The sequence below is a fragment of the Rhizobium sp. 01T444 genome (genome assembly GCF_056398305.1).
Genome location: NZ_JBFTPD010000002.1, coordinates 280,019 through 304,184 on the forward strand (window position 1 = coordinate 280,019; position 24,166 = coordinate 304,184).

Below are 24,166 nucleotides of genomic sequence, written 5' to 3' on the forward strand. Positions count from 1 at the left end.
GTTTGACGATAATCGGCACCTTGGACAGTGCGGGAGTGATGCAATGTGCAACGAATCTACATTAGCAGATACTTACCGGTGTGGCCAACCCCGTAATTTCACATGGTAAACGGCACTGAAGCGCGCCGCGATCTTTCAGATCCGTTTGCCACGTTTCAGGCTTTTGTTTTCGCATGTCGTTATCGCAAAACCGCGGCACACTTTTGCGCGACATGCTTTAAATGACGACCACACGCGTTCCCACCCGGGTGCGGGAATAGAGGTCGACGATGTTTGCATTGGTCAGGCGAATGCAGCCGTTCGACACTGCATGACCGATCGACCAGGGCGCATTGGTTCCGTGCAGCCGGAAGAGCGTGTCCTGGCCGCCCTGGTAGAGGTAAAGGGCGGCAGCCCCCAGCGGGTTGTCCGGTCCTCCCGGCACGCCATCGGCATACTGGGCGAGCCGCGGCTTGCGCGCGATCATGTCGTCGGTGGGCTTCCACGAGGGCCACTCCGCCTTGCGGCCGATCGTGGCTTCGCCCTTGAAGCTTAAGCCTTCCTCGCCAACGGCGACGCCATAGCGCGTGGCAACGCCGCCGTCCTCGACGAAAAAGAGATAGCGTGCGCCCGTGTCGACGACGATGGTGCCGGGCGGCTCGCCTCCGTCATAGGCCACTTCCTGCCGGCGATAGCGGGGATCGGCATCCGGATCCCTTCCCAAAACCCGGTAGCCCAGCGGCGGGCCATCCGATGTCGTACTGCATCCATGAAGCATCAGTGCCAGGCTGCCCAATACGAGGCCCCGGCGCGTGACTGCTGCCCTTTCGTTCATTTCCACCTACCCTCGTCAGCTTCGATGTTTTCCGGTCAGCAGCGGGCTCATTTCCGGCCCATTCGCTTCTGTGGAATTGCGTATCTGGCAGGCGGACAAGCTTYGCAACTTGTAATAGTATGCATTTTGATCATTCACGAATCTCCTTGCCTTGGCCACTCGTTTTGCAAGAGTATTAGAATACGGGAATGGAAGGAAGCGATGAAACTTTGCCTGGAAGGAAAAGTCGCGATCGTGACGGGTGGGGGCTCCGGTATCGGGGCTGCCGTGTCCCGGCAGCTCGCCAACGAGGGTGCCGAGGTCGTCGTTGCCGATCTCAATGAGGATGCTGCACACAAGACTGCCGCGGAAATTACTTCGGACGGCGGGCGCGCCCGCGCCTTTGTCGTCGATGTGACCGATTTCGAGGCCGTGCAGAGGCTTGTCCATTTTGCCGTCGAGGAATGTGGCGGTCTCAATCTCGCCGTCAATAATGCCGGGGTCGATGGCGTGCGGGCAGCGGTCGCAGACTATCCGCTCGACGATTGGCACAGATTGATGAACGTCAATCTGAACAGCGTTTTCTACTGCATGAAATGCGAGATCGGCGCGATGCTGAAATCGGGCGGGGGGGCAATCGTGAACATGTCGTCGGCCCTTGGGGCCGTCGGCTTKCCGACCGCGGCCGCCTATACCACAGCCAAGCACGGCGTTGTCGGACTGACGAAGGTCGCCGCAATAGAATATGCACGATATGGAATCCGGGTAAACGCTGTCGGTCCCGGCTGGATCGACACGCCACTCCTGTCGGAGCATCTGGAAGCAGCGAGCACAAGGCGGATGGCGGCGCTGCAGCCAATGTGCCGGCGAGGGACACCGGACGAGGTCGCCAATCTCGTCAGCTTCCTGCTGTCCGAGCAGGCGAGCTTCATTACAGGCGCTCATTACCTGGTGGATGGGGCCTATACTGCTCACTAGAGTAACCAGGAAAGGCTCTAGATGTGAGCTTTCGGGAGGTTGTCCGTTCATAGCCCGGCAAAGGTTTGCGGGAATTACCCAAGCTTGCCAGTTCGGCAGCTTACCCTAGATTGAAGTTGCGCGGGCTTCTCGCGACCGATGTACATGCCGTTGTTCTCAACACAAAGGGCTTCCATCATGTCGGACAAATCGAAGAAGGGCATCGATCGCCGCGATCTCCTGATCGCATCCATTGCCACGGTCGGCGCGTCGGCTGCCCTGGCCGTCAGCACCGGTGCTGCGAATGGCCAGGACGCAGCGAAACCCGCTGCCAATCCAGCCTCGGGAACGGTCTATACCGGCGATGTCATCCAGGGGAAAAAGGTCGTCAGCGCGCTCGACGTCGACGACCTGGAGCCCGGGCAGAAGCACCTCCTGTATTTTCAGGGTGCGCAGATGCCCACGGGGCAGCACTGGTACGTGTCGGTGACGGTCGCCAAGGGGGCAAAGCCGGGCAAGCGCGGCATCCTGACCAGCGGTGTGCATGGCGATGAAATGAGCAATATTCACACGGTCCAGACCGTGATGAACCAGCTCGATCCGGCGCAGATGTCGGGCACGGTCATGGCGGTCACCGACGTGGCACGCCCGGCCCTTGAAAGCATGCAGCGCAGGTGGCCCAATCAGGGCAGGGGCGTAGATCTGATCGATATGAACAGGGAATGGCCGGGGAACGAGAACGGTGCCTCCGCGCCCAGCCGGCATGCCGGGCTGCTGTTCAACCGGCTGCTGCGGCCGAACGCCGACTTCGCGATCGACTTCCACACCGGAACAACCGGGTTCGAAGTCACCGCATTCAATATTGGCGGCATGGATGTGCCCGAGGTCAAGGCCATGGTGGAGCTCTATCCCGTCGGCCAGATCTTCGACAACCATGTCTATCCCGGTGTCCTGCACAACGCGTTCATGGATGAGGGCATCCCCTCCTTTACGCCGGAGATCGGCGCAGCCCGCGTTCTGGACATCGAGATGATCGCGCTGTTCGTGGAAGGCACGATGAACGTCCTCAAGCATCACGGCATCGTTGCCGGGCCGATGGGCCGGACAGGCAAGGACGTGAATGTCTTCGTCGGCAACAGTGCATTCCCGATCCTGGCAACCCAGGGCGGGATCGTCGAGCATCTGGTCAAGCTCAACGACAAGGTCGAACCCGGACAGAAGGTGGCCATCCAGCGCAACAGCTTCGGCGAAGTGGTCGCGGAATATACGAGCGCCGTGGCCGGAGAGATAACGGGCCAGCGCAGTGATGCAATGTCCGAGCCCGGCAACCCCCTGGTCTTCATCCTCTTCCACAAGGCGGCGCTGGAGGGCGCTGAGGCCTATCCCGAGTAATCCGCGGTCACGCGGCGATCCGGCACCATTCCAGCATTGCGCTACGGCCTGTCTTTGCTGATCCGTTCGCCGCTTGCGCTTTTTTTCTCGCGGTATGCATGGCGTAACCGCGGTCGGCGGGCGATGGCGTTATCGCTAGCGGCGCTTCCGCTTTATGCGGGGCGGCATAGGGGAAGTGATATCAGGAGCCTGATTGAGGACACACGATTCCTGCCGGTTCCTAGCTGAAAAGACCTTGCCAATCCTGCCGACCGTGCAGGACGCGAACAATCAGAATGCCGTGCTCCCGGATTGTGTAGGCAATCATGTGTGCCTGATAGGGATGAAGCCGCATGGGCGGGTTCAGTTCCCGGCGCTCCCGGGCCATTTGCGGATTATCGGCAAGCAATTCGAACGTGCCGAACAACTCGTCCACATATCGCTCGGACTGCGCGACGCCGAACTGTTCGGCGCCGAGAACGTAGATATCGATTATATCCCGATCCGCTTCAAAGGTTGTGCGGTATTTCATGCCCGGCTGGCGGCCAACCGTTCACGCGCAGCCTGGAGAATATCTTCCTTCGTGCGGTCGCTGACGCCACTGTCCAAACCTTCGGTAACAAGCCGCTGCAGCTCTGCCAGCTTGTCCGATCGCTCCTGATCGCGCCGGATCAGATCACGGACATAATCGCTTGCGTTGCTGTAGCGCCCCGTCCTGGTCTGGGCTTCCACCCACTCCTTCATCGGGTCGGGAAGGGAAACATTCATGGTTGCCATATCAATCACCTCACTTGGATAGAATGGCATATTTTGGCAAGGATTGCCAATATTTGAAAGATGGCAACCGGCGATGCGTGCAGCCCTCCAGCATCGGCCCCAAAATCGTCCTTTGTGCATCCGAATGGACGGGCGGCGCTCACCCAATGGTCAGGTCGAGCGCAGAAACCGCACGATCAAAGAGATGCCTGCCAATCAAAATCGGTTATCGGATGCTTCCAAAGCAAACAAATTCGCCGGGATGATCAACTTATCCGTTTACTTGGGTCGGAATTGCGCAGAATATTAGCAAATGGGAGGATAAGCCTTCGGCCCCACTCTCGATACATTGCGCCCGACGGCTTTCCTCCCTTGGTTTCAAGGGAGGACCAATCATGAGGCGGGTATTGTTCTACGCGGCATCAGCCGCGATACTATCGCTCGGTGTCTCGCATGCATTTGCGCAGTCGGGCGGCGTCGAGAAAGCGGTTGGCGGCTACAACTTCGAGGAAGCCGCAAAAGAGGCCCCCGGCACGAAGGATTTCCATTCGGCTGACGGTCATCTGACCTTCGCGATCGTAACGCATACGGCAGGCAACGGCTTCTTTGACCCTGTCTATGTCGGCGCGACCGTCGCCGGCAATATGATCGGTGCCAAGATATTGCTGCTCGGTTCAGAATCGCCGGTGGACGACCCCGCCCGCGAGCTCGAGATCCTGAACCAGATCATTCAGGACCCGACGATCGACGGCATCATCATGACGACGCCGCAGGTCGGCGCCTATAACGACATCGTCAAGGCTGCCGAGGCGGCCGGCATCCCGATCGCGACGACCAACTCGTTCGACGGCAACATTCTGCACCGGAGCGCGATCAGCCACACCGGCCAGGATGCGTCGGCGGCGGCAATCGGCGGCGAGGCGCTTGCAAATTGCGTGCTTGCCAGTGGCGCGACCAGCGGCTCGATCGTGCTGCCGTCCTCCACGGCGATGGGCAATATCGAGGTGAACAACCGTGTCACCGCCGCCTTCAATGCCATCGTCAAGACGTTGAAGGACGCCGGCAAGCTCGATGCCTTCAAGGTTGACGCCGGTCCGGAGAATGTCGGCATCGACACGAACCCGAACGACCCCGTCAATGCACTTGTTTCGCTCTTCGAGTCCCGCGGCGACGTGGTCGGCGCCTTCACAGCCAACAACGTCTTTACGCCGCCGCTCGTCAAGGCGGTTGCCCAGATGGGGAAGACCGGCAAGTTGTGCGCTTATGGTTTCGATCTCGGCCCGGCACAGCAGGAAGGCATCGCAGCGGGGAATCTGACCGGCTCGCTCGGCCAGCAGCCCTTCCTGCAGGGCTTCTGGCCTGTCATGCAGCTCTATCTCCAGATCGATCGCGGTATCGCAGCTGCCAATCTCGACACGCGTGCCCAGCTCGTGACGAAGGAAACGGTCGCCAACGTCGGCAAGCGCTTCGAGAACTGACTGCCGTTCGAAACGTCTGAAATCAAGGCGGGAGGGTGCGAGCCGTCCCGCCACGTCAAAGCAAGGATCGGTCGGTAGAACTCATTCGGTAGAAACTCATGGAGCCCGCCACGACGACATCGCTCGGCCGTGCGCCGCCCCAGCTCGTCGGCGGCTGGGAGGCGGGGCTCCTCATGTTTCTTGCGCTGCTCTACTTCGGCGGGGCCATCGTCAATCCGGCCTTCTTCGGATCGACAGAGGCCCTTCACGCGCTTCTGCGCGATACGTCCCGTGTGGGGATCATCGCGGTCGGGATGACTTTCGTCATCGTCAACAGGGATCTCGATCTTTCGGTCGGTTCGACCTACGGTCTGATCGCCGTCGTCTTCGCCAGGCTTTTTTCCCCGAGCTTTCTCGATTTCGGCATGATCCAGTCGGCGATCCTCTGCGTGCTCTTGGGCACAGCGATCGGCCTGATCAACGGCGTGCTCGTCACGGTCCTGAAAGTGCCGGCCTTCATCGCGACGCTGACGATCCTCTTCATCGGTCGCGGCTTCGTGCTGGCGCTGACGCACGGTCAGGCAATCTATTATTCCGACAAGGCGAAAGACCATCCGCTGTTCTTCCACCTGGGAGAGACGAATATCCTCGGCTTCAACAACCAGATCGCGATCTTCTTCCTCATCGCCATGGTGGGGGCCCTTGTGCTTGCCAAGACCCGCTGGGGCTATGAGACTTTCGCCACCGGCGGAAACGAGCAGGCGGCGGTCTATGCCGGCATTCGCACACGCTGGGTGCGCATTCGCGCCTATCTGCTCTCCTCGCTTTGCGCGACCCTTGCAGCTCTCCTGTCGGCCGCGCAGGATAAGGGTGTCACCCCTCTCTATGGTGTCAGCTGGGAACTCACCGTTATCGCATCCGTCGTCATCGGCGGCGCATCGATCCTGGGCGGGCGCGGGCGCGTCATCGGGTCTTGCCTGGGTGCTGCGGTCGTCGTGCTGATCGACAAGGTGCTGCGCGAGGGATGGCCGATCACGCGCATCGTCGTGATCGACGGTGAAAGCATCGCAGTCGGCGCCAAGTTCACCCTGCCGGCCGGCGCCGTGCTGGTTTTCCTGGGTCTTCTTCTCGTCATCGCCGTGCTGATCGAGCCCTTCCTTATCCGGCGCCAGGTTGCGGCCCGGCTATGGGCATGGCTGCGCCGCCGGCCGCCCCCGCCGGCCTATGAGATGGGCGGCGTGGCGATCGAAGGTGTCCAGACCAAGGGGGCGATGGCGGCCGACATGGCGCTGTCTGCCACCGGGCTCGGCAAGTTTCTCGCCCGCCGCGACGCACTGGCCATCATCCTGACCGTCGTGTTGTGGCTGACGGGCCTCGCGCTCAGGCCGGATTACTGGTGGAACCTGCCCAATACCTTTGCCATCCTGCTCAATTACACGGAACTGGCCCTCATCACGGTCGGGCTCACCTATGTCATCGCAGCCGGCGATATCGATCTCTCCGTCGGCGCGGTGCTTGCCCTTGCCGGCAGCACGGCGGCCTATTTCCTGAAGGTGCTCGGCGCCGACCCGCTCACTGCCGTGGCGATGGGCCTGTTTGCAGGGACGTGTGCCGGCGCCGTCAACGCCATGGTCGTCGTCGGCTTCAAACTGCCTGCCTTCATCGCCACGCTCGGCATGTTCTACATTGCCCGGGGGCTCGCCGCCTGGTTCGTCGCGGGACAACAGCTGACCGGCTGGCCCGAGGGCTATAACCTGCTCGGGCGCAAGGTGAATGACGTTCTCCTGCATTTCGGCCTTGCGCTGCCGCCGGGGATCATTCGCTCGGTCGCCGAGGTCGTCAGCGTCCAGACGATCTGGATGTTTTTCATCGCCGTGATCGCCGGTATCGTGCTTGCCTATACGCCGTTCGGGCTGAAGGTCTGTGCGGCCGGCGGCAACGTGCGCGCCGCAGCCTATGCCGGTATCAACACCAACCGCGTGCGCTTCATCTCGCTCATGCTGTCGGCGCTCTGCGCAACCATGGCCGGGATCATCAATGTCGCCTACTTCCGCAGCTTCAACCCGGTCGCCGGCCAGTTTCGCGAGCTCGATGCGATCGCTTCCGTCATCATCGGCGGCGGATCGATCTTCGGCGGTTACGGCACGATGATCGGTTCGCTTGCGGGTGCCGCTGTCATCACGCTCGTCCGCGCACTGCTTCAACTCAACGTCCAGGGGTTCAGCATGCCGCAGCACTGGATCAACGTCTTTATCGGCGTCATCCTCATCGTCGCGGTGCTGATCGATATATGGGTGCGCCAGGCCAATATTTTCGGACGCCTGCGAGCCCGGCTGAGAAGAGGGGCGTCAACAGGGGACAGCAGTCATGGCTGAGGCGACACCATCCGCGCCGATCGTGGAAATGCGGGGCATCGAAAAAGCCTTCGGGGCCGTGCAGGCGCTTCGCAAGGTTGATCTGACGCTTTATCCCGGTGAGATTCTCGGCCTGGTCGGCGACAATTCCGCCGGCAAATCGACGCTCATGAAGATCCTGACCGGTGCTTACCAGCGCGATGCGGGTGATATCCTCGTTGCCGGGCAACCGGTGCGGTTCAAGAGCCCGCACGAGAGCCGCGGCGTCGGCATCGAGATGATCTACCAGGATTTCGCGCTCTGCGGCAACATGGATGTCGGCCAGAACATCTTCCTTGGCCGCTGGCCGCTCAAAGGCCCTTTCGTTAACAGGCGGAAGATGTATGCGGAAGCCGACAGCGTGCTGAAGCGGCTCAAGGTCGACGTGAACTCCGTCTATCAGAAGGTCGAAAGTCTGTCGGGCGGCCGACAGCAATCCGTCGCGATCGCCCGCGCAATCTCGTTCGAGCCGCGCGTCGTGATCCTCGACGAGCCGACCGCCAACCTTTCCGTGATGGCGACGGAACGGCTGCTCGAAACCATGCTGGAACTGAAGAGACAGGGCGTCGCCCAGATCATCATCTCACACCGCCTGGTCGATATTTTTGCCGTGGGCGATCGCGTCATGGTCCTCAAGCGCGGCGAATATGTCGGCGATCGTTACATCAGGAATACCGACGAGCATGAAGTGCTGGAGATCATCGTTTCCGGCACGCGAGAGAGCGCGCGGACAGCCGACGAGGCGAGAAAGATCTGATCGCTCGACCGCTCCGCTTGCGCCAGAGCGGACATTGCGGCCCTCAGCTGATCTCAGCGCATTTCGACAGGATATCGTCGACGACGGAGGCGAGCGGCCGGGTGGCGTCGATGGTCGTCGCATTCCCGGGAATGTCTTCCTTCGTCGCATGCAGGCGCAGGACCAGGTCCCGTTCGGCCGGTTTTCCGCCAAATTCGTCTTCGGCCCTGCCGGCGAGCCGGTTCTTCAGCGTGTCCGGATCGACATCGAGAACGAAGACCCCGTCAAACAGATCGATGAAGCGATGGAAATTCCGCGAGCCGCCGCAGAAGAAGGAGATCGGGTGGCTTTTATCGACCGCGAGCGACCTGACTTTGTCGACATGCCAGAGATGGTGCCTCTGCACAAAGGCCACATCGTTCTGCTCATGCCGAGAACCATCCAGCGGTTCACCCGTATGGGGATCGCCTCGATAGGCAAGCTCGCGGTCACCATGAATGACGTGATAACCGCGCCGCTGCAATTCGGTGGCGACCGAGGTCTTGCCGGTTCCGGAAACGCCTTCGATCAAATAGTTCCTGACGCCCATTTCGCTCTCGTTCGGTGAACCGCAGACCTTATGGCGCGGAATTGTAACGGATTTCCGACGCGCGATTCCAAGAGCTTGCATGAACCGGAAGCCCGGCAGCGCCGCGCATTCATCCAGCGCTGCTTAAGCGCGTTCAATGCAGGATCGATGCCTTCGCCTTGCGGTCGACCAATGCTTCCACCGTGCCGATGAGGCGTGCTGCGCGCCTCAGGATTTCGACGCCCGCATCGTTGATCGCGATGTCGTAGCTCATCCGGTCCATGCACCCGGCAATCTCCATCAGCTTCTCGCCGAGATCGCCGTGGCGCAGCCGGTCGGCCGAGCGCGAGAGCCGGCGCAGGCATTCCGCATATCTCGACGCGAGAACGAGCCTGTCGGTGATCGGGTTGCCTTCCGGAGCGGATGGAGACTGTGACGCCTTCTGTCGCATTCCGCCCTCCCTTATTCCAGCATGGTGCAGACCGGCTTGCGGGTCTGCCTTCTCATGGCGAAATCCCGCCGGCTGCCATCCAGGGCCTTCAAGGCAGAAAGGATGTCCTGGTAGCGGATGGAGCAGGCGACACCCGGAGGATGGCGCAACTCGGGACAGGATTCGACCGCGTGAAGGTCGGATGCCCAGGAGGCGAGGATCGCGCGCTTCTCTTCGGTCGTCATCGTGTCCGAGACAACCACTTCGTCCGGATGGGAAAAGTGCCGATGGGGATGCAGGATATGCGACGCCGAAATGGCGTCGAGGACATTGGCCGGGCCGGCTGTCGTCTTGCCTTCGATTGTCATGTTGGATCTCCTAAAAACTTTCGACGGTTGAGGAAAATCTCCAGGCGGATAAGAGATTGTTTCGCTGTTTTCGGCGTTCAAGTGGGCCGCTGCCGAACGTTCAAAAAAATTTTCGAAGCCTCTTGAAAGGCAAAAAAAGCCAAACCAAATCGATATTCGCCGGCAGCCCAAAGGGGGCCGGAAGCCGGGGACGCAGTTTCCGACGCGTCTCCTTTCCAACTCGCTTTACGGAGGATTTGGTCATGAGAAACGAATTCGACTTCGCACCCTTCTACCGCTCGAGCATCGGCTTCGACCGTGTGTTCAACCTTCTGAACAATCCGCAGCGTCTGCAGGCCATCGACACATGGCCGCCCTACGATATCGTCAAGTCCGGCGAGGACGACTACCGCATCCAGATGGCGGTCGCAGGTTTCGCCGACAGCGACCTCGACATCACCCAGGAACGCAACGTGCTGATCGTGAAGGGTCAGAAGGCGGAGGAGAAGCAGGGCGACTACCTGCATCGCGGCATTGCCGGCCGCTCCTTCGAACGGCGCTTTGAACTTGCCGATCATGTTCGGGTCGAGAATGCGTCGCTGACGAACGGCCTTCTGACGATCGAGCTGAAGCGCGAGATCCCTGAAGCGATGAAGCCGCGCAAGATCGCGATCGGCAGCGCCGAGGGTTCCGAGGCGCCGATGCAGATGATCGAGGGCGAAAAGAACGTCGCTTGATCGGAGGGGAGGGAGGAGCCGGCGCCACCGACGGCGCCGGCTTTTGAACGACATGAAGACCATCGATGTCCGAAAACCGCAGCCATTCGACGCCCGCGATCTTTCCGCGTGCCAGCCCGTTTTCGACACGCTTCTGAAAGAGGCGGGCGTCGATAAGGCTTCCGAAGAAGCCGCGCGCATTGCCGCAATCACCGTCGAGCTTTATCGGCAAGGCGTGCGCGACCCGGAGCATCTGCGTATCATAGTGGAAGCCGCGCGGGGGCTCTTTAACCGCGCGGTATAGTGCCTTCGGCGTGCAGCTTTCCGAAAATCCTGACGAGCGCCTCCAGATCGTCTGCCGACAGGCTTGCCAGTTCCGGCGGCGGCCGATGATAGGCCGCCAGCAATTCGGTCTTCGTTTCAGTCCCCTTTTCGGTTGCCCGCACGAGCTTCACACGTCGATCGCTGGGCGAGGGAATGCGATCGGCCAGGCCGGATCGCTCCAGCCGGTCTACCAGCCATGTTGCGGTCGAGGGATCGCAGCCCCATTCGCGCGCCAATGCCCCGATCGGCTTGCCGTCCGCGCCGAGCGAGAAAAGGGCGCGGGAATCGTTCGGCGTCAGCCCATATTTCTGCTGCGCAGCCAGACGCTGCGGCGCCGAACCCATCAGAAAGTTGAACATCAAGCGCCAGGCCTCATCGGCAAGGTTGGGCGCATCGCGAGGGGGTGTCATGTCTCGGCTCCGGTGCTGCTATCTTGACATATTTTGAGTCATCAAATATTTTTGTCAATCAAAGTAATAAACCTCCATTTGCAGCCTGGCTTTGCCGGGAGCGGACCTGTCGTGTCCCAAACATAGGAGAAACGCATGAGCACGCATATCCCGGTTCTGATTATCGGCGGCGGCCTGAACGGCCTCACGGCCGCTGCACTCCTTGCCCATCAGGGTGTCGGCTGCATGGTGGTGGAGCGTCATGCTGGCACCTCGATCCAGTATAAGTTCACCGGCATCTCGCCGCGCAGCATGGAGATATTCCGCAGTCTCGGGCTGGAGACGGAAATCCGCGCCAAACGCACCGGCGACCAGCAGGGCGGCGGTATTGCACGGGCAAGAAACCTTGCCGATCCGGATATTCGATGGAGCGATGCTGCATGGCCTGACGCCAGGCCCTACAGTCCCACACAGCCCGCGACCTGCGACCAGCATGTGCTGGAACCGATCCTGCGCAATTACGCGGAGAGGGCCGGCGCGGACATTCGCTTCAATACCGAGTTTTCATCCCTGGAGCAGGACCCCGCCTCGGTTCGTGCTGTCATCCGCAATCGCGAAACCGGAGAGGAGGAAACTGTTGTCGCCGACTATCTGATCGCCGCTGACGGCGCCAATGGCACGCTGCGCGAAAAGCTCGGTATCGACCGGAAGGGCCCAGGCGTGTTGCAGCACTGGATGAGCATCATCTTCGACACGGACCTGTCTCCCGAGATCGATGGCAGGCCGCTCACCTCCTGCTTCGTCAGCGATCTCAACGCCACCATCACGCCGCGTCCAGGCGGGCGTTGGCTGCTGGCGTTGCAATATTTTCCGGAAAGGGGCGAGCGACCGGAGGACTTCGACCGCGACCGTTGCCGGGAACTCGTCGAAAAAGCGGCCGGCCGATCCGGCGTCCAGGCGGAGTTGGTCGATGCGCGGTCCTGGGAGATGGCGGCGTTCGTTGCAGACCGTTTCTGTGCGGGCCGCTGCTTCCTGATCGGCGACGCTGCGCACCTCATGCCACCGACCGGCGCATTCGGGGGAAATTCGGGCATCCACGATGCGCACAACCTGGCCTGGAAGCTCGCGATGGTCGTTCGCGGCGAGGCGGATGCCAGCCTGCTCGACAGCTACGACGCGGAGCGCCGGCCGGTGATCGCCGCAACGCTGGCGCAGGCGCTCGCCCGTCTGCAGCAATGGTTCAAGGACCCTGCGGGGCGGTTGCCGCCTGCCGTCGCCATCGTGGATGACTACGATGTCGTGTTCGGACAGCGCTACGACGCCGGCGCATTGGTGTTCGAGGCTGCCGCTCGCGACCGGTCATTCGAACCGGTCGCGGAACTCGCCGGCGTTCCCGGCACCCGCGCGCCGCATCTCGTCATCGAGCGTGAAGGCGAAAGGCTCTCGACGCTGGATCTGTTCGGACGCGGTTTCGTGTTGCTGGCAAACGATGCGAACTGGCGCGCTGCGGCGGATCGCTTGCGCAAGGACGGCGGCATCCCGCTCGCTTGCCATGTCTTCGGCGCGCACGGCGATCTCGGCGACCCGGAAGAACGCTGGCCTCACGCTTATGGCGTGGGCGATGGCGGCGCCGTGATGGTTCGCCCCGACGGCTTCGTTGCGTGGCGTGCGCCAAGCGCGGAGATCGACATCGAAGGCCGGCTTGTCCAAGTTCTGGATGGGATCGGTATGCGTGTCGACCACCTCGAGGGCGTGTGTCGATGACCTGCTGAACTCAATTGCTCAACGTCCGTCGTCGCCCAGCATGTGATCCGCCAGCCTGTAACAGTGGCTCGCCTGATAGGCGTTCCGGCCACGGTTCATGTGCGTCAGGTTGAATGCCCGGATAGCCTGCAACGCAAGGGGTGTGGCGAGAAATTTGCCGATTGAGGAGAAGCCGCGGACCTTGACGCCGAAAATGTCCTCGCCCCTGGGAAAGAAATAGCTGACGTCATCAGGCATCATGACACAGGACCCGAGGAAATCCTCGTCCACCTGGCCGTGATCGAGCGAGTGGTCGGTGGTGAAATCGGAAAGATGCACCAGGAAGAGCGCGCGGATGTCCTCATCATCAGCATAGAGCGAGAAGAGCTCCATCCAGCTCGCATTGACGCGAACGAGGGCTTTGCCCGGTGTCGACGGCAGACAGGAAACCGACCAGTAGTCCCGCTCCGTCCGGCGCGGGATCGGAATGCAGTCGCTCCCGTAGCGCCTGACAATGTCCAGAACCGCTTGTGCCTGCGGCCGGCGCAGCAGCTTCTCAAACCTGGGGACGTACTTGAGACGCAATTCCAGGGACTCCGAGCGCTCGTCGGCATCGTGCAGGATCGTCTCACCGTGCATCCAATCGCGCTGCTGCTCAAGGTCGAGGAACCGGCGCAGACCGGCGGTGTTTTGGCGGCGCCCCGCGCTCACGTCATGTACCATTGAAGCAATCCCAGGCTCCGCTTCTGGACAGCTCTTCACCTTGTCGCGGCGACAGAGCTTTACGAATGTTTCCCTCTAGCAGCATATATCCATCATTTGCTGCGGGAGAACTACGGCCCCTATGCCGAGACACTTGTCGGACCTGCCGCTCAAGCGAAGCCGCAGACAGCCAGAAGCGGGTGTGGAACCACTCTATCTCTTTGTTTTTACGCAATTCCGGACGCAACACCGCTATGCACTTTTGCTGGAATTGCTCTAACCAGACAGGGTTCGAAAACTGTGATCGACAGGCCGGTTTCCCGAACCCATCGGTGGATCAGCTCTCAATGGAAATCAGCAGCTACTAATAGCCACCGATATTGCCGCGAACGGGACCAATCCCCAGTGGAGTTGCGTAGGTCGTGTTGTCGCCGCCGGTGCCGGTGGTCGCGCACCCTGAAAGGCTCAGAAGCGCGATCGTTACCGCGGCCAAAAGGTATTTTACAGGCATGACATTGTCCCCCTTATCAGTCACCGCGCAGGCCTTCAGGGCCAGAGCACGAGTATTCCCCAAACCATCGGCATCGGCAACTGCGGCGAGTACCTATTCGACGCAATTGCCTCAAGATATCGGGGCTGGGAATAAGCCCGTTCACTCTCGGCCCGATGGGCCTCTTCGGAAGGCGTGGAACGAATTCATTTCCAAGCTGGGGCCTGCCCGGTGGCGGTATTGAAGCCGTGGACGACGGCGTTTAGCGCCTGACAATCGTTTTTGATCGTGCACCCGGGACGGTCGAGCTATACCGGCGGATCGCGGCGCTTTCAGGAGCGTGCCCTAATTTTCAGCAGCGTACCCTGGGTTGAAGCCGTGCGGGACTTCGCGACCGCTGTGCATGCCATTGTTCGATATCCTCGTTTCCGGCACGCGAGAGCGCGCTGACCGCTGATGAGGCGAGAAGGGGCCTGACTGGCCGGCTATTCCGCCATCCACTTCGCCTTGGAGGCGTCGAACCCTGTCTCGCAGCGCGATTCTATCTGCCAACCGTTTTCCGAATAGGTCTGGCGACGTTCGAAACAGTCCACGTCGCCTTCTCTCCAGCGGGGGTCGAGCCACGGGTCGCGACCCGTCCTTCGGACCCCCGCCGGGGAGAAGGGAACGCCACTTCACCCTACGCGGAAAATCTCATGCCACATATGACCGCACACGAGCCGCCGCGCGACTGGCTCGCCATGCTCAAGACGAATGACAAAGGCAATCCCCATCCGGGACTCACGCTCAATTGGACCGTGATGCTGGAACACCATCCCGACGCGCGCGGAATGCTCGCCCTTGATGAATTCAGCGGCCAGACGATGTTGCTTGCCCGCCCGCCGTGGGATTTGCGCCAGGGCGACTGGAAGCCTCGTCCCGTCGGCAACAATGACCTTGCCGAAGCGGTGGAATGGCTGGAAGGCTTTGGCCTGACGCCGAAGGTTTTCAACATCAATCCAGTTATCGACAAGGTCGCCAGCCGGCATCCCTATCACCCCGTGAAAGGGTGGCTGTCATCGCTGCCGGCGTGGGATGGAATGCGGCGCGTCGATACTTTCCTGACCTGTTATCTCGGCGCCGAGGACACGCGCCTGAACCGCGCCTTCGCGCGCAAATGGCTCTCAGCGCTGGCCAGACGCGTGTTTCAGCCAGGGTGCCAGTTCGACCACGTGCTGACCCTGCAGGGCAGGCAAGGCCTCGGAAAATCATCCTTCGGCCGGGCTCTCGTTCCGATCGAGGAATGGGTGACCGACGGCGTCACGGTGGGCGATGGCGCGCGCGAAGCGATAGAGAACACGCGTGGGCGATGGCTTGTCGAGCTTGCGGAGCTTGCCGGCAGGTCGAACCGGGAGATCGAGGCGATCAGGAAGTTCATCACGGTTCGCACGGATACCGCGCGCGGGGCGTATAAGCAGAGGGTCGACGACGTGCCGCGCCAGTTCGTGTTCTACGCCACGACGAACGCCGACGAGTTTCTGACGGATACGACGGGCAATCGCCGCTGGTGGCCGGTCAAGCCGACGGCGATCGATATTGCGGCAATCCGGGCTGATCGCGCGCAGGTCTGGGCCGAAGTCATGACGATCTACGAGCGCGAGCCGCTGTGGCTGGATGACCCGGCATTGCGGGCCGATCTTGAAGCCCTGCACCAGGGCCTGATGGATTTTGGCCCCACCTACGAGATCATCCGCGACCTGATCCCCGATGGCGACATGATGGTGCCGTGCGCGGACGTGCGCAAGCTGCTGACGGGCGGAAGCGAGGATGCCAGCCGGTTGCCGGCAGGCTGGCGCGCCAATCTGCAGAGGGCGCTTGTCGGGCTGGGGTTCGAACCTCAGGCGGTGGTTTCCAATCGCGGGCGGGAAGCTGTGCGTGTCTATGTTCGCGGCGATGTGAGCAGCAGGCACTGGTCGAGATGGGTGGATGGACGGATTGAATTCGAGCACGGCCGGCGAGGGCGGGAACGGGTCTTCTGAAGTGTGCGAGCGTAACGCCTCGCAGACGCTGGCCTTCCGGCGGCTCTGTCGTGCCGGCCGACCTACAGATTTGCTTACGGCGCTTACGATTGCACACATAAACTTCGTAGGCGCGTTTCTCCAATGGTTTCAATGATTTATTGCTTCGCTTACGGACTTACGGAGATAATTGCGAAACACAGGTGCGGAGACAGACCGGTATTCCAGGACTGTCGGCTGTCCGCATGAGAGTTGGAGACATGCCGAAATATCGTAAGTTCGTAAGCGTAATTGTTAAGATACTGATTTTGCTTTTGGATCTTGCTTACGAAATTTGCGGATGAATGGCAGCGCTTACGAAATTCAGGCGTCAAGCCGTCGTTGTCGCGAAAGCGAAGGTTCAGTGAAGTACGGCGATAGCGGTAATCCCGGCCTCGTCTGCAGCGCGAATAATCGCCGCTCTCAATTCCCAAGGGACAGCGTTGCCGTGCACGACATCAAGACAGGTCTTGATCGCCGCAAGAAATTCCTCCTCGCAGTGGCGGTGCCGCCTGCGCCTGGGCCGGAAAGCACGCTGGCCTGTCGATGGCGACAGGTGTCACCCGGTACTGCCGGGTGACAGATCGTCCTGATGACGTTGGGTGACGGCCGCGGTCCGGTCGATGTCGTCAAGACCTGATGAACGAGAGCAGGTCGGGGTTGAGGACATCCGCATGTGTGGTCAGCATGCCATGGGGGTAGCCCGGATAGGTCTTCAGCGACCCGTTCTTGAGCAGGTCGACCGCACGCGGTACGGAACTTGCGAAGGGGACGACTTGATCGGCCTCGCCATGCATCACCAGCACCGGCACGGTGATCTTCTTGAGGTCTTCGGTATAATCTTCCAGCCAAGAGTCGACAGTCGCGTAGTGAGCCAGGGCACCACCGGCCATGCCCTGGCGCCACCAGTTCGCAATGATCGCCTCCGAAGGCTCGGCCCCGTCGAGGTTGTAACCGTAGAACGGGTTCTCAGGGACGAACCGGAAGAACTGCGACCGGTTGCCCAGCACACCCGCGCGGATCGCTTCGAACCACTCCGGCGGCTGACCGGACGGGTTGTCTTCGCTCCGGTACATGTTCGGCGTCAGGGAAGCGACCAGTACCGCCTTTGCGACCCGCTCCGGGTGGCGGGCGACATAGCGAGCTACCTCACCGCCACCCGTGGAGTGGCCGATGTGGATCGCGTCGCGCAGGTTGAGGTGCTCGGTCAGGGCCGCGAGGTCAGCAACCCAGTGGTCCATGTCGTTGCCGGTGCCGGGCTGGTCGGACCGGCCGTGGCCGCGCCGGTCGTGGGCGATCACCCGGTAGCCGTGGTGAAGGAAGAAGGTCATCTGGGCGTCCCAGTCGTCCGCCGACAGCGGCCAGCCGTGGCTGAAAACGATCGGCTGGCCTGAGCCCCAGTCCTTGTAGAAGATGTTTATGCCGTCAGTGGTAGTGATTGTAGGCATCGAGTCTCTCCATCTGCGCTGTTAAACATTCCTTTGAAGGTCAAAATAATCAATTAGAGCCATTCATCCACGCGCTACTGCAATAATCAACGCAAGATTGCCACGCATGCCTCATCTTTCTTTTCGACGTGCAGGCGAAATACTCCGGTGAGGCGCGTTCGATTATATCCCGAAATTGCGACGTTAATTAAATCCCCCTTCTATCGAAGACAAATACCTTGTACGTTCGAGCTATGCCTTAAAGGTATAGCGAGGACCCGATGGAACTGAGGCATTTGCGCTATTTTGTTGCTGTTGCGGAGGAGGGAAGCTTACTGACCGCAGCAGAGCGGCGGCTTCACACGTCCCAGCCCTCACTCAGCAGGCAAATTCGCGATCTGGAAACCGAAGTCGGTGTAAAGCTGCTGGAACGGCAGTCGCGCGGCGTGACGCTCACCGCCGCCGGTAAAGTGTTTCTTGATCACGCGCGGCTGGCCTTATTGCAAGTCGAGGCGGCTGCGGAAGGGGCCCGGCGGGCAGAACGGCCGGAAAAGCAGTCGTTCACTATCGGTTTTCTCGCAGGGCAAGAGATTGTGTGGCTACCCCATGCATTGCGTATTATTCGTGAGGAAGCGCCGGAGGTTGAAATCATATTGTCCAGTCAGTCTTCCCCGGACCTTGCTCTGGCACTGATGCGAGGCAAGCTGGACGTCGCTTTCCTTCGCCCCGAGACGCTGAGTGTTGGTGTGTCCTTCAAGTTTTTAGCCAAGGAGCCACTGATCGCCGTGCTGCCGGCGGACCATCGCTTGACGTCGCGCAAAAAGATCCAGCCGCAGGACCTTGCCCGCGAAACTTACGTCAGTGCGGCTAAAATTTCTCCCGTATTGCAATCCGTGATCCAGGATTACGCGTCGAACGTTGGGATCACGCTGAAGGCAGAGTACGAAGGTGACGGTCTACCATCAGCAATGTCGCTCGTCGTGTCTACAGGTGGAATAACGCTTATTCCGCTTTATGCGCAAAATATGCTGACGCCAAATGTCGTTGCTAGAGCACTTGAGGGTGTGCCTCCGACAATTGATCTCACCTTAGGATATAACGATTCAAATTCCTCACCCTTGCTCCGCCGATTTTTGTCTCGTTCTGATGAACTGGTCGCCAACGTCCAAAATCAGAGCATCATCCGCTATGCTGAAGTTCCATAATAGGGACCCCTTTACAAAGAAAAGCAGGCCCCCCCTTGCGGCAGCCGTGAAGAGTAGCGTCGCGGCGTTCACATCCTCGCCCCCGTGTAACCATAATCCATGTGTGGCGAACGCCCCTGTGATGTTGGGTGCTGCAGAATGCTTTCCCTGTTTTGCGACAAATCACTTTAAGCGGGCCGTCTGTGCGACATGCGCCCTGAAAGGCAAGGAGGCCTGTAAGGGGCGCTCGATCCCGATGGACAGGCTCGACAGGCTGGTGACGGAGCGCATCGTCGATCAGCTTCTCACAGCCGAACGGATCGGTCGCCTCCTGGGCGGTCTGATGGATCGGCAGGCAAAGGGGCGGTTTCCCGCTCCGTGGCTTCCGCACGCGCCGCATTCTATCTGGTCAAGAAACGGCCGGCTCAGTGCAATATGGCGATGGCGGTAATCCCGGCCTCGCCTGCGGCGCGAATAATCGCCGCTCGTAGCTCCTCGGGCTCAGCGTTGCCCTTCACGACATCGATACAGATCTTGATCGCCGCAAGAAATTCCTCCCCGTCATCGCAGGGGAATTCCTTCATGAGCGCATTGGCTGCTCCAATAGCCGTGCGGACGGACAGGAGCCTATCCGGATCGTGAAACATCAGGATCACGGGATCGAATTCGATTGGGGTGTCCCATTCCACTACACAATACTCCCGATGGGATGGCGTAGTGTTAACGAAGCAAGAGGCGTGCCAGGGGCGGTCGGGGGATGGCAACGCACTCGGCAAGACCGAAGGCGATAGAAGCCACGGTTCGCCGGCTTACGCCCTTTGCAAGCCTGCCTTATGGGCGCCTGCTGATGAATTGGACGCTTTTGCCGGAAGTGAAAGAGTCGGCGGGCGATTGAATCCGGCGCTCACAACTGCGACTAGCAGACGCTCGCCAACAGCTTTTGCAAAAGCCATTCCATGAAGTCACCCGCTTTCGTCAGACGGGTCGGTCGGGCTACGCACCCACACTGTCCAGCGTTTGCCGAAAGCGTCAGATATGTTGTTCGGAATGATCTGTTTGGGGAGTCTCTCATTAGGCGTCGTATGTGTTGGAGATCCCAACCCGGAATCTGGAAGTGACAGGTCATCTGTGGGTCGATCCAGGTAAGTTACTGCCTTTAAGCTCACTTCAAATCATGTAAAGCAGAAACGCTGAGCCCAAAAAAGCTATTAGCACGCCGAAAGTCGCGCGAACGTACCTATTGCCGATGGTTTTGAATAAATCGGTTACGATCCAGCGCCATACATACCAAACGATGACTAGCGCGATCGGGGCGGCAAGCACGACAATTGCGAACTTGTTGTAGCCAGAGAAGGCAAAGCGTATTGCCGCGCATGCCGTCGCAGCCCACACCAACATGAACGCATCTAGCGCCATATTAAACACCGTTTCGAACGCACGGACAGACCAGTCGACATTGAAGGCGAAATTGATACCCGTGGCGAAGCATACCGCCGCTGCGAGTATGATTAATAGGCTCGGGTCCGAAAGAGCCGTCAGCTTTTCGGTAAGGGGAGCGCCAGTCACGCGCTCGCAAGCCAATGCAACTACCCAAAGCACGACGCACACAAGAAGCGGTGGCCAGAGGCGTCCAAGCGGGGATGCTGCTGGAGACTTCGAAGATTCATTCATGATCAACAATCCTTTTAGTGAATGTCGTTGCTATTAAATCTTGCAAGTAAAAAGGTCGTATCGATATTCGGTCAAACACTACCGGACGCTTCCAGTATCTGCGGCCTCGCTCATGCGCGAAAGCTATAAACGGCCTTCTCGATATGAGCCTTGGGATCAGCAGGTTCGGAGCCGTTGACAGACTGTGGCATGGTAGTAACACGCATCCGGCCGACAATATCGCCTCCGATTCGACGAGCCGCTCGAGACATTGTTTGGCGGTCACGCTGCCGTACTTTCTTCGCTTGCATCGTTTGAATTTCCCCTTATAGTTGCAGTTCAATGAAGATATTCTGGCTCGTTATCGTATCCATTGTGATCATCATCGTGCCGGTGCTGGCGGTGTTCCAACCCGTCGGCATTGACTGGCCCGGTCGCTGGTGTGCAGCAGGTGAAATTCCGGGTCGCTGCTTGAGGGACTGGCTCGCAAGCTATTCTGGGTGGGCCGCAGCGGTTGGCGCCCTGGCCGCCGCCCTTATGACGCTCGATCCGCTCAGGGAGCAAGTTCGCGAGGCGAGACGCCAATCGGATTTCTTGGTCGGCGACGCGCAGCCCGAGTTCGTGCTTTTGCGAAATCGCAAAACAAAACGGGTAACACTTCAGGCTAACAACTGGAACCGAAGAACAGTGATGATCGAGGAAGTCACTTGTTTACATCCACAAGATGCAAAGGTGTTCAAGTTTGCCGAACGTATCAAAAGGCAATCTTGGGAAGAAGTCGCTGCCCCAAAACCTTGGGAGAACTATCGTATGAAAGGGTGGATCGATCGGACAGAACCCGCTCCAAGCCGCACTTTCAACGTGGTTCTTGAGCGGGGCGGTAAGGTTGACCAGTCAATTGCTGCAAATGGTGACAAGATCACTGTTCGCGTCAGATATCGTGTCGTCGGCCAAATTCATGAACGAACCTCCGCTGTAGCTACGGCTCTGGAAATCACCGACGAATCCGATGAGGAACCGTGATCGCGGGTCTACGACGGCCGGGCAAGCGATCGTTGCCTGCATAGCACGGCAGTCCTAGCCGCCCTGACCAAACTGGGGCGACCAGTTGCAAAGGAAGCCGTGGCCGACAGTGTCGACCACGTTCCAGAGCGGCTCGATGCTATGGAGCAAGCACGAAGTTCACCAGCCGTCCAGGGACAACGATTTCCTTCAGCACCGTCTTCCCCGTCAACCTCGAGCGAACGTCAGGATCTTCCGCAGCCAGTCTGACGAGTTCATCAGCGGCGAGCGTCGAGGGAGCCTGAATCCTGCCACGCAGCTTGCCGTTCACCTGAACGACAAATTCGCGGATATCATCGTCGGCGAGGGTGGGGTCGTATGTCGGCCAGGGTTCATGCGACAGACTTTCCGGATGCCCCAGCATTCTCCAGAGTTCCTCGGCAATGTGCGGCGCGAACGGTGCCAGCAGCAGAACGAAGGATTCGACCGCCGACCGTGGCTTGATGTCCAGCCCCGTCAATGCGTTTGACAGCTCCATCAGCTTTGAGATCGCCGTGTTGAAACGCAGGGCCTCGATGTCATCGCCGACAGCCTTGATCGTCTTGTGAAGAACGCGCGCGATCTCCGGGGACGGCTTCGCATCGATAATTTTGCTCGACAACATGCCATCCTCTCCAATTGCGATCCGCCATACGCGATGGAGGAAGCGGCTGACCCCGGCCACGCCGGACATTTGCCACGGCTTGGCAACGTCCAATGGCCCCATGAAGAGTTCATACAGACGCATGGCGTCTGCGCCGTATCGTTCGACCACCTCGTCAGGATTGACGACATTGAACTTCGACTTCGACATCTTCTCGACCTGGCGCTCGACCTCGATTTCTCCGACATGCCAGCGACCGTCGCGCTCGGCCGCGTCCTCGGGTCGATAGTACCTCCCAGTCGCATCCTTGTAGCTGAAAGCCAGGATCATTCCCTGGTTGAACAGCTTGCGGAACGGCTCTTTGGACGTCACGACGCCGATGTCGAACAGGACTTTGTGCCAGAAGCGCGCGTACAGCAGATGCAGCACCGCATGCTCGGCTCCTCCCACGTACAGATCCACGGGCAGCCAGTATTTCTCCTTCTCGGGATCGATCGGCGCGGTCACGTTCCAGGGATCGGCAAAACGCAGGTAATACCAGCACGATCCCGCCCATTGCGGCATCGTGTTGGTTTCCCGCAGAGCTTCCATGCCGGACTTCGGATCGGTCGTCCGAACCCAATCGTCCGCCCGTGCCAGCGGCGGCTCCCCGTCCGGCGTTGGCCTGTACTCGTCCAGTTCAGGAGGCAGCAGTGGCAGGGCGTCCTCTGGCAGGGGCACGACACTGCCGTCGGCGGCATGCAGGATAGGAAAGGGTTCTCCCCAGTATCTTTGCCGCGAGAACAGCCAGTCGCGCAGCTTGTATTCGACGCGCCCCACACCAACGCCCTGCTCGGTCATCCATGAGATCGCTGCCGTTCTCGCCGCTTTCGTCTCCATGCCATCCATGAACCCGGAGTTGACCATCAAGCCTTCCCCAGTCTGCGCAGCGGGCGGCACATCGCCGGAGGGGGAGCCAAATGCCGACACGACTTCGACGATCGGCAGCCCGAACTCCTGCGCGAAATCGCGGTCGCGGTCGTCATGAGCGGGAACGGCCATGATTGCTCCGGTGCCGTAGCTCATCAGTGCGTAGTCAGCGGCCCATACCGGAATCCGCGATCCATTCGCCGGATTGATCGCATAGGCTCCGGTGAATACTCCGCTTTTCGACTGGGATTGCGACTTCTCTATCGCGCTCATTGCCGCCGCGCGGGCGCGGTAGGCGTCGACTTCTCCGCGTTGGCCGACGGTGGCAATGGCATCGATAGCAGGGTGCTCAGGGGACAGGACCAAGAAGGTAGCGCCGAAGATCGTTTCCGGACGCGTGGTGTAAACCGTCAGGGAGCTCTCTCTATCCTCGACGTCGAAAGTCAGTTCAGCGCCTTCCGATCTGCCAATCCAGTTGCGCTGCATCGCCTTGATGCCTTCCGGCCAGTCCAGCTCGTCCAGATCCGCGAGCAGGCGGTCGGCATAGGCGGTGATTTTCAGCATCCACTGACGCATCGTGCGACGTTCCACCGGGTCTCCGGTTTCCACGTAGCGGCCGTCCTTCACTTCCTCGTTGGCGAGGACCGTACCTTGTGCCGGGCACCAGTTGACGGCAACTTCTGCCTGGTAGGCCAAGCCAGCCTTGTACATTTGCAGGAAGATCCATTGCGTCCATCGTACGAACTCGGGATCGGTGGTCGAAATCTCCCGACTCCAATCGTAGGAAAAGCCCAGACGCTGGACCTGCTTCCTGAAATTCGAGATGTTGCTCCGCGTGGTGATCGCTGGATGGACGCCTGTCCGCACTGCGTATCGCTCGGCGGGCAGCCCGTAGGCATCCCAGCCCATGGGATGCAGGACATTGAAGCCCATCATGCGCTTGTACCGAGCCACGACGTCGGTCGCGGTATAGCCTTCCGGATGACCTACATGCAGGCCGTCGCCGGACGGATAGGGAAACATGTCCAGGACATAATATTTCGGACGGCTTTGGTCGTCCTCGGTCCTGAACGTCTGGTTTTCCTCCCAGTATCGTTGCCATCGCGGCTCGATCGTCTTGGGGTCATATGGCATTGCGACTTC

The 24,166-nt window shown here is 60.1% G+C and carries 24 protein-coding genes and 1 pseudogene; 11 read left to right on the top strand and 14 right to left on the bottom strand.

Annotation, left to right across the window (positions count from 1 at the left end; all coding sequences use genetic code 11):
- Positions 1–217: 217 nt before the first annotated feature.
- Positions 218–814, bottom strand: a complete 597-nt coding sequence (locus AC1DTN_RS04130; RefSeq protein ID WP_113322500.1) for a L,D-transpeptidase — start codon at positions 812–814, stop codon at positions 218–220.
- 201 nt (positions 815–1,015) lie between these two features.
- On the opposite strand from AC1DTN_RS04130, the gene AC1DTN_RS04135 reads away from it, so the two are divergent.
- Both AC1DTN_RS04135 and AC1DTN_RS04140 read left to right on the top strand, forming a co-directional pair.
- Complete coding sequence (locus AC1DTN_RS04135; protein WP_477920018.1) at positions 1,016–1,771, top strand: SDR family NAD(P)-dependent oxidoreductase; 756 nt, start codon at positions 1,016–1,018, stop codon at positions 1,769–1,771.
- A 177-nt stretch (positions 1,772–1,948) separates the two neighbouring features.
- A complete protein-coding gene (locus tag AC1DTN_RS04140; protein ID WP_442206859.1) occupies positions 1,949–3,142 on the top strand; it encodes a peptidase M14 in 1,194 nt (397 codons plus the stop codon).
- 220 nt (positions 3,143–3,362) lie between these two features.
- Here AC1DTN_RS04140 and AC1DTN_RS04145 read toward each other — a convergent pair whose 3' ends face one another.
- Together AC1DTN_RS04145 and AC1DTN_RS04150 are read right to left on the bottom strand one after the other, a co-directional pair.
- Positions 3,363–3,653 carry a type II toxin-antitoxin system RelE/ParE family toxin gene (locus AC1DTN_RS04145; RefSeq protein WP_439016164.1) on the bottom strand — a complete coding sequence of 97 codons (291 nt, stop codon included), beginning with the start codon at positions 3,651–3,653 and terminating at the stop codon, positions 3,363–3,365.
- On the bottom strand, positions 3,650–3,898 hold the full coding sequence (locus AC1DTN_RS04150; protein ID WP_113322497.1) for a type II toxin-antitoxin system ParD family antitoxin: 249 nt from the start codon (positions 3,896–3,898) through the stop codon (positions 3,650–3,652). The genes AC1DTN_RS04145 and AC1DTN_RS04150 overlap by 4 nt, the downstream gene beginning before the upstream one ends.
- Positions 3,899–4,272: 374 nt before the next feature.
- Between AC1DTN_RS04150 and AC1DTN_RS04155 the strand changes: the two genes are divergently transcribed.
- From AC1DTN_RS04155 to AC1DTN_RS04165, 3 genes are all read left to right on the top strand, one after another.
- Positions 4,273–5,355 (top strand): substrate-binding domain-containing protein, encoded by a 1,083-nt coding sequence (locus tag AC1DTN_RS04155; RefSeq protein WP_113322496.1) that lies wholly within the window; start codon positions 4,273–4,275, stop codon positions 5,353–5,355.
- Between the two features lie 98 nt (positions 5,356–5,453).
- The gene (locus AC1DTN_RS04160; protein ID WP_442206858.1) at positions 5,454–7,709 is read left to right on the top strand and encodes an ABC transporter permease; all 2,256 of its coding nucleotides are present in this window, start codon (positions 5,454–5,456) and stop codon (positions 7,707–7,709) included.
- A complete protein-coding gene (locus AC1DTN_RS04165) occupies positions 7,702–8,484 on the top strand; it encodes an ATP-binding cassette domain-containing protein (protein ID WP_007815323.1) in 783 nt (260 codons plus the stop codon). The genes AC1DTN_RS04160 and AC1DTN_RS04165 overlap by 8 nt, the downstream gene beginning before the upstream one ends.
- Before the next feature lie 43 nt (positions 8,485–8,527).
- Here AC1DTN_RS04165 and AC1DTN_RS04170 read toward each other — a convergent pair whose 3' ends face one another.
- From AC1DTN_RS04170 to AC1DTN_RS04180, 3 genes are all read right to left on the bottom strand, one after another.
- A complete protein-coding gene (locus AC1DTN_RS04170) occupies positions 8,528–9,052 on the bottom strand; it encodes an AAA family ATPase (RefSeq protein WP_442206857.1) in 525 nt (174 codons plus the stop codon).
- Between the two features lie 133 nt (positions 9,053–9,185).
- Positions 9,186–9,482, bottom strand: a complete 297-nt coding sequence (locus tag AC1DTN_RS04175) for a hypothetical protein (protein WP_113322493.1) — start codon at positions 9,480–9,482, stop codon at positions 9,186–9,188.
- A gap of 11 nt (positions 9,483–9,493) precedes the next feature.
- Positions 9,494–9,829, bottom strand: coding sequence for a hypothetical protein (locus AC1DTN_RS04180; protein ID WP_439016159.1), 336 nt, complete (start codon positions 9,827–9,829; stop codon positions 9,494–9,496).
- A 242-nt stretch (positions 9,830–10,071) separates the two neighbouring features.
- On the opposite strand from AC1DTN_RS04180, the gene AC1DTN_RS04185 reads away from it, so the two are divergent.
- Both AC1DTN_RS04185 and AC1DTN_RS04190 read left to right on the top strand, forming a co-directional pair.
- Positions 10,072–10,545, top strand: a complete 474-nt coding sequence (locus tag AC1DTN_RS04185) for an Hsp20 family protein (RefSeq protein ID WP_442206856.1) — start codon at positions 10,072–10,074, stop codon at positions 10,543–10,545.
- 52 nt (positions 10,546–10,597) lie between these two features.
- Complete coding sequence (locus AC1DTN_RS04190; protein WP_113322539.1) at positions 10,598–10,828, top strand: hypothetical protein; 231 nt, start codon at positions 10,598–10,600, stop codon at positions 10,826–10,828.
- Here the strand turns inward: AC1DTN_RS04190 and AC1DTN_RS04195 are convergent.
- Positions 10,812–11,258 (bottom strand): MarR family transcriptional regulator, encoded by a 447-nt coding sequence (locus AC1DTN_RS04195; RefSeq protein ID WP_442206855.1) that lies wholly within the window; start codon positions 11,256–11,258, stop codon positions 10,812–10,814. The two genes, AC1DTN_RS04190 and AC1DTN_RS04195, sit on opposite strands and share 17 nt — an antisense overlap.
- Positions 11,259–11,393: 135 nt before the next feature.
- Between AC1DTN_RS04195 and AC1DTN_RS04200 the strand changes: the two genes are divergently transcribed.
- Positions 11,394–13,001, top strand: a complete 1,608-nt coding sequence (locus AC1DTN_RS04200; protein WP_442206854.1) for an FAD-dependent oxidoreductase — start codon at positions 11,394–11,396, stop codon at positions 12,999–13,001.
- Between the two features lie 18 nt (positions 13,002–13,019).
- On the opposite strand, the gene AC1DTN_RS04205 is transcribed toward AC1DTN_RS04200, so the two are convergent.
- Positions 13,020–13,703: a hypothetical protein gene (locus AC1DTN_RS04205; RefSeq protein ID WP_442206853.1), complete on the bottom strand. Its 684-nt coding sequence runs from the start codon at positions 13,701–13,703 to the stop codon at positions 13,020–13,022.
- 343 nt (positions 13,704–14,046) lie between these two features.
- Complete coding sequence (locus AC1DTN_RS04210; protein WP_439016154.1) at positions 14,047–14,193, bottom strand: hypothetical protein; 147 nt, start codon at positions 14,191–14,193, stop codon at positions 14,047–14,049.
- Between the two features lie 674 nt (positions 14,194–14,867).
- Here AC1DTN_RS04210 and AC1DTN_RS04215 point away from each other — a divergent pair.
- The gene (locus AC1DTN_RS04215; RefSeq protein ID WP_442206852.1) at positions 14,868–16,190 is read left to right on the top strand and encodes a virulence-associated E family protein; all 1,323 of its coding nucleotides are present in this window, start codon (positions 14,868–14,870) and stop codon (positions 16,188–16,190) included.
- A gap of 379 nt (positions 16,191–16,569) precedes the next feature.
- On the opposite strand, the pseudogene AC1DTN_RS04220 reads toward AC1DTN_RS04215, so the two are convergent.
- Positions 16,570–16,701, bottom strand: a pseudogene (locus AC1DTN_RS04220) (DUF982 domain-containing protein); the annotation flags it as partial.
- Positions 16,702–16,837: 136 nt separating this feature from the next.
- Positions 16,838–17,656, bottom strand: a complete 819-nt coding sequence (locus AC1DTN_RS04225) for an alpha/beta fold hydrolase (RefSeq protein WP_439016151.1) — start codon at positions 17,654–17,656, stop codon at positions 16,838–16,840.
- A 260-nt stretch (positions 17,657–17,916) separates the two neighbouring features.
- On the opposite strand from AC1DTN_RS04225, the gene AC1DTN_RS04230 reads away from it, so the two are divergent.
- A complete protein-coding gene (locus tag AC1DTN_RS04230) occupies positions 17,917–18,840 on the top strand; it encodes a LysR family transcriptional regulator (RefSeq protein WP_007815334.1) in 924 nt (307 codons plus the stop codon).
- Positions 18,841–19,244: 404 nt separating this feature from the next.
- Here AC1DTN_RS04230 and AC1DTN_RS04235 read toward each other — a convergent pair whose 3' ends face one another.
- Both AC1DTN_RS04235 and AC1DTN_RS04240 read right to left on the bottom strand, forming a co-directional pair.
- Positions 19,245–19,508: a DUF982 domain-containing protein gene (locus AC1DTN_RS04235; RefSeq protein WP_439016150.1), complete on the bottom strand. Its 264-nt coding sequence runs from the start codon at positions 19,506–19,508 to the stop codon at positions 19,245–19,247.
- 478 nt (positions 19,509–19,986) lie between these two features.
- Positions 19,987–20,490, bottom strand: a complete 504-nt coding sequence (locus AC1DTN_RS04240) for a hypothetical protein (RefSeq protein ID WP_439016149.1) — start codon at positions 20,488–20,490, stop codon at positions 19,987–19,989.
- A 321-nt stretch (positions 20,491–20,811) separates the two neighbouring features.
- On the opposite strand from AC1DTN_RS04240, the gene AC1DTN_RS04245 reads away from it, so the two are divergent.
- Complete coding sequence (locus tag AC1DTN_RS04245) at positions 20,812–21,492, top strand: hypothetical protein (protein ID WP_439016148.1); 681 nt, start codon at positions 20,812–20,814, stop codon at positions 21,490–21,492.
- Between the two features lie 139 nt (positions 21,493–21,631).
- On the opposite strand, the gene leuS is transcribed toward AC1DTN_RS04245, so the two are convergent.
- Complete coding sequence (leuS, locus tag AC1DTN_RS04250; RefSeq protein WP_439016147.1) at positions 21,632–24,157, bottom strand: leucine--tRNA ligase; 2,526 nt, start codon at positions 24,155–24,157, stop codon at positions 21,632–21,634.
- Between the last annotated feature and the right edge of the window lie 9 nt (positions 24,158–24,166).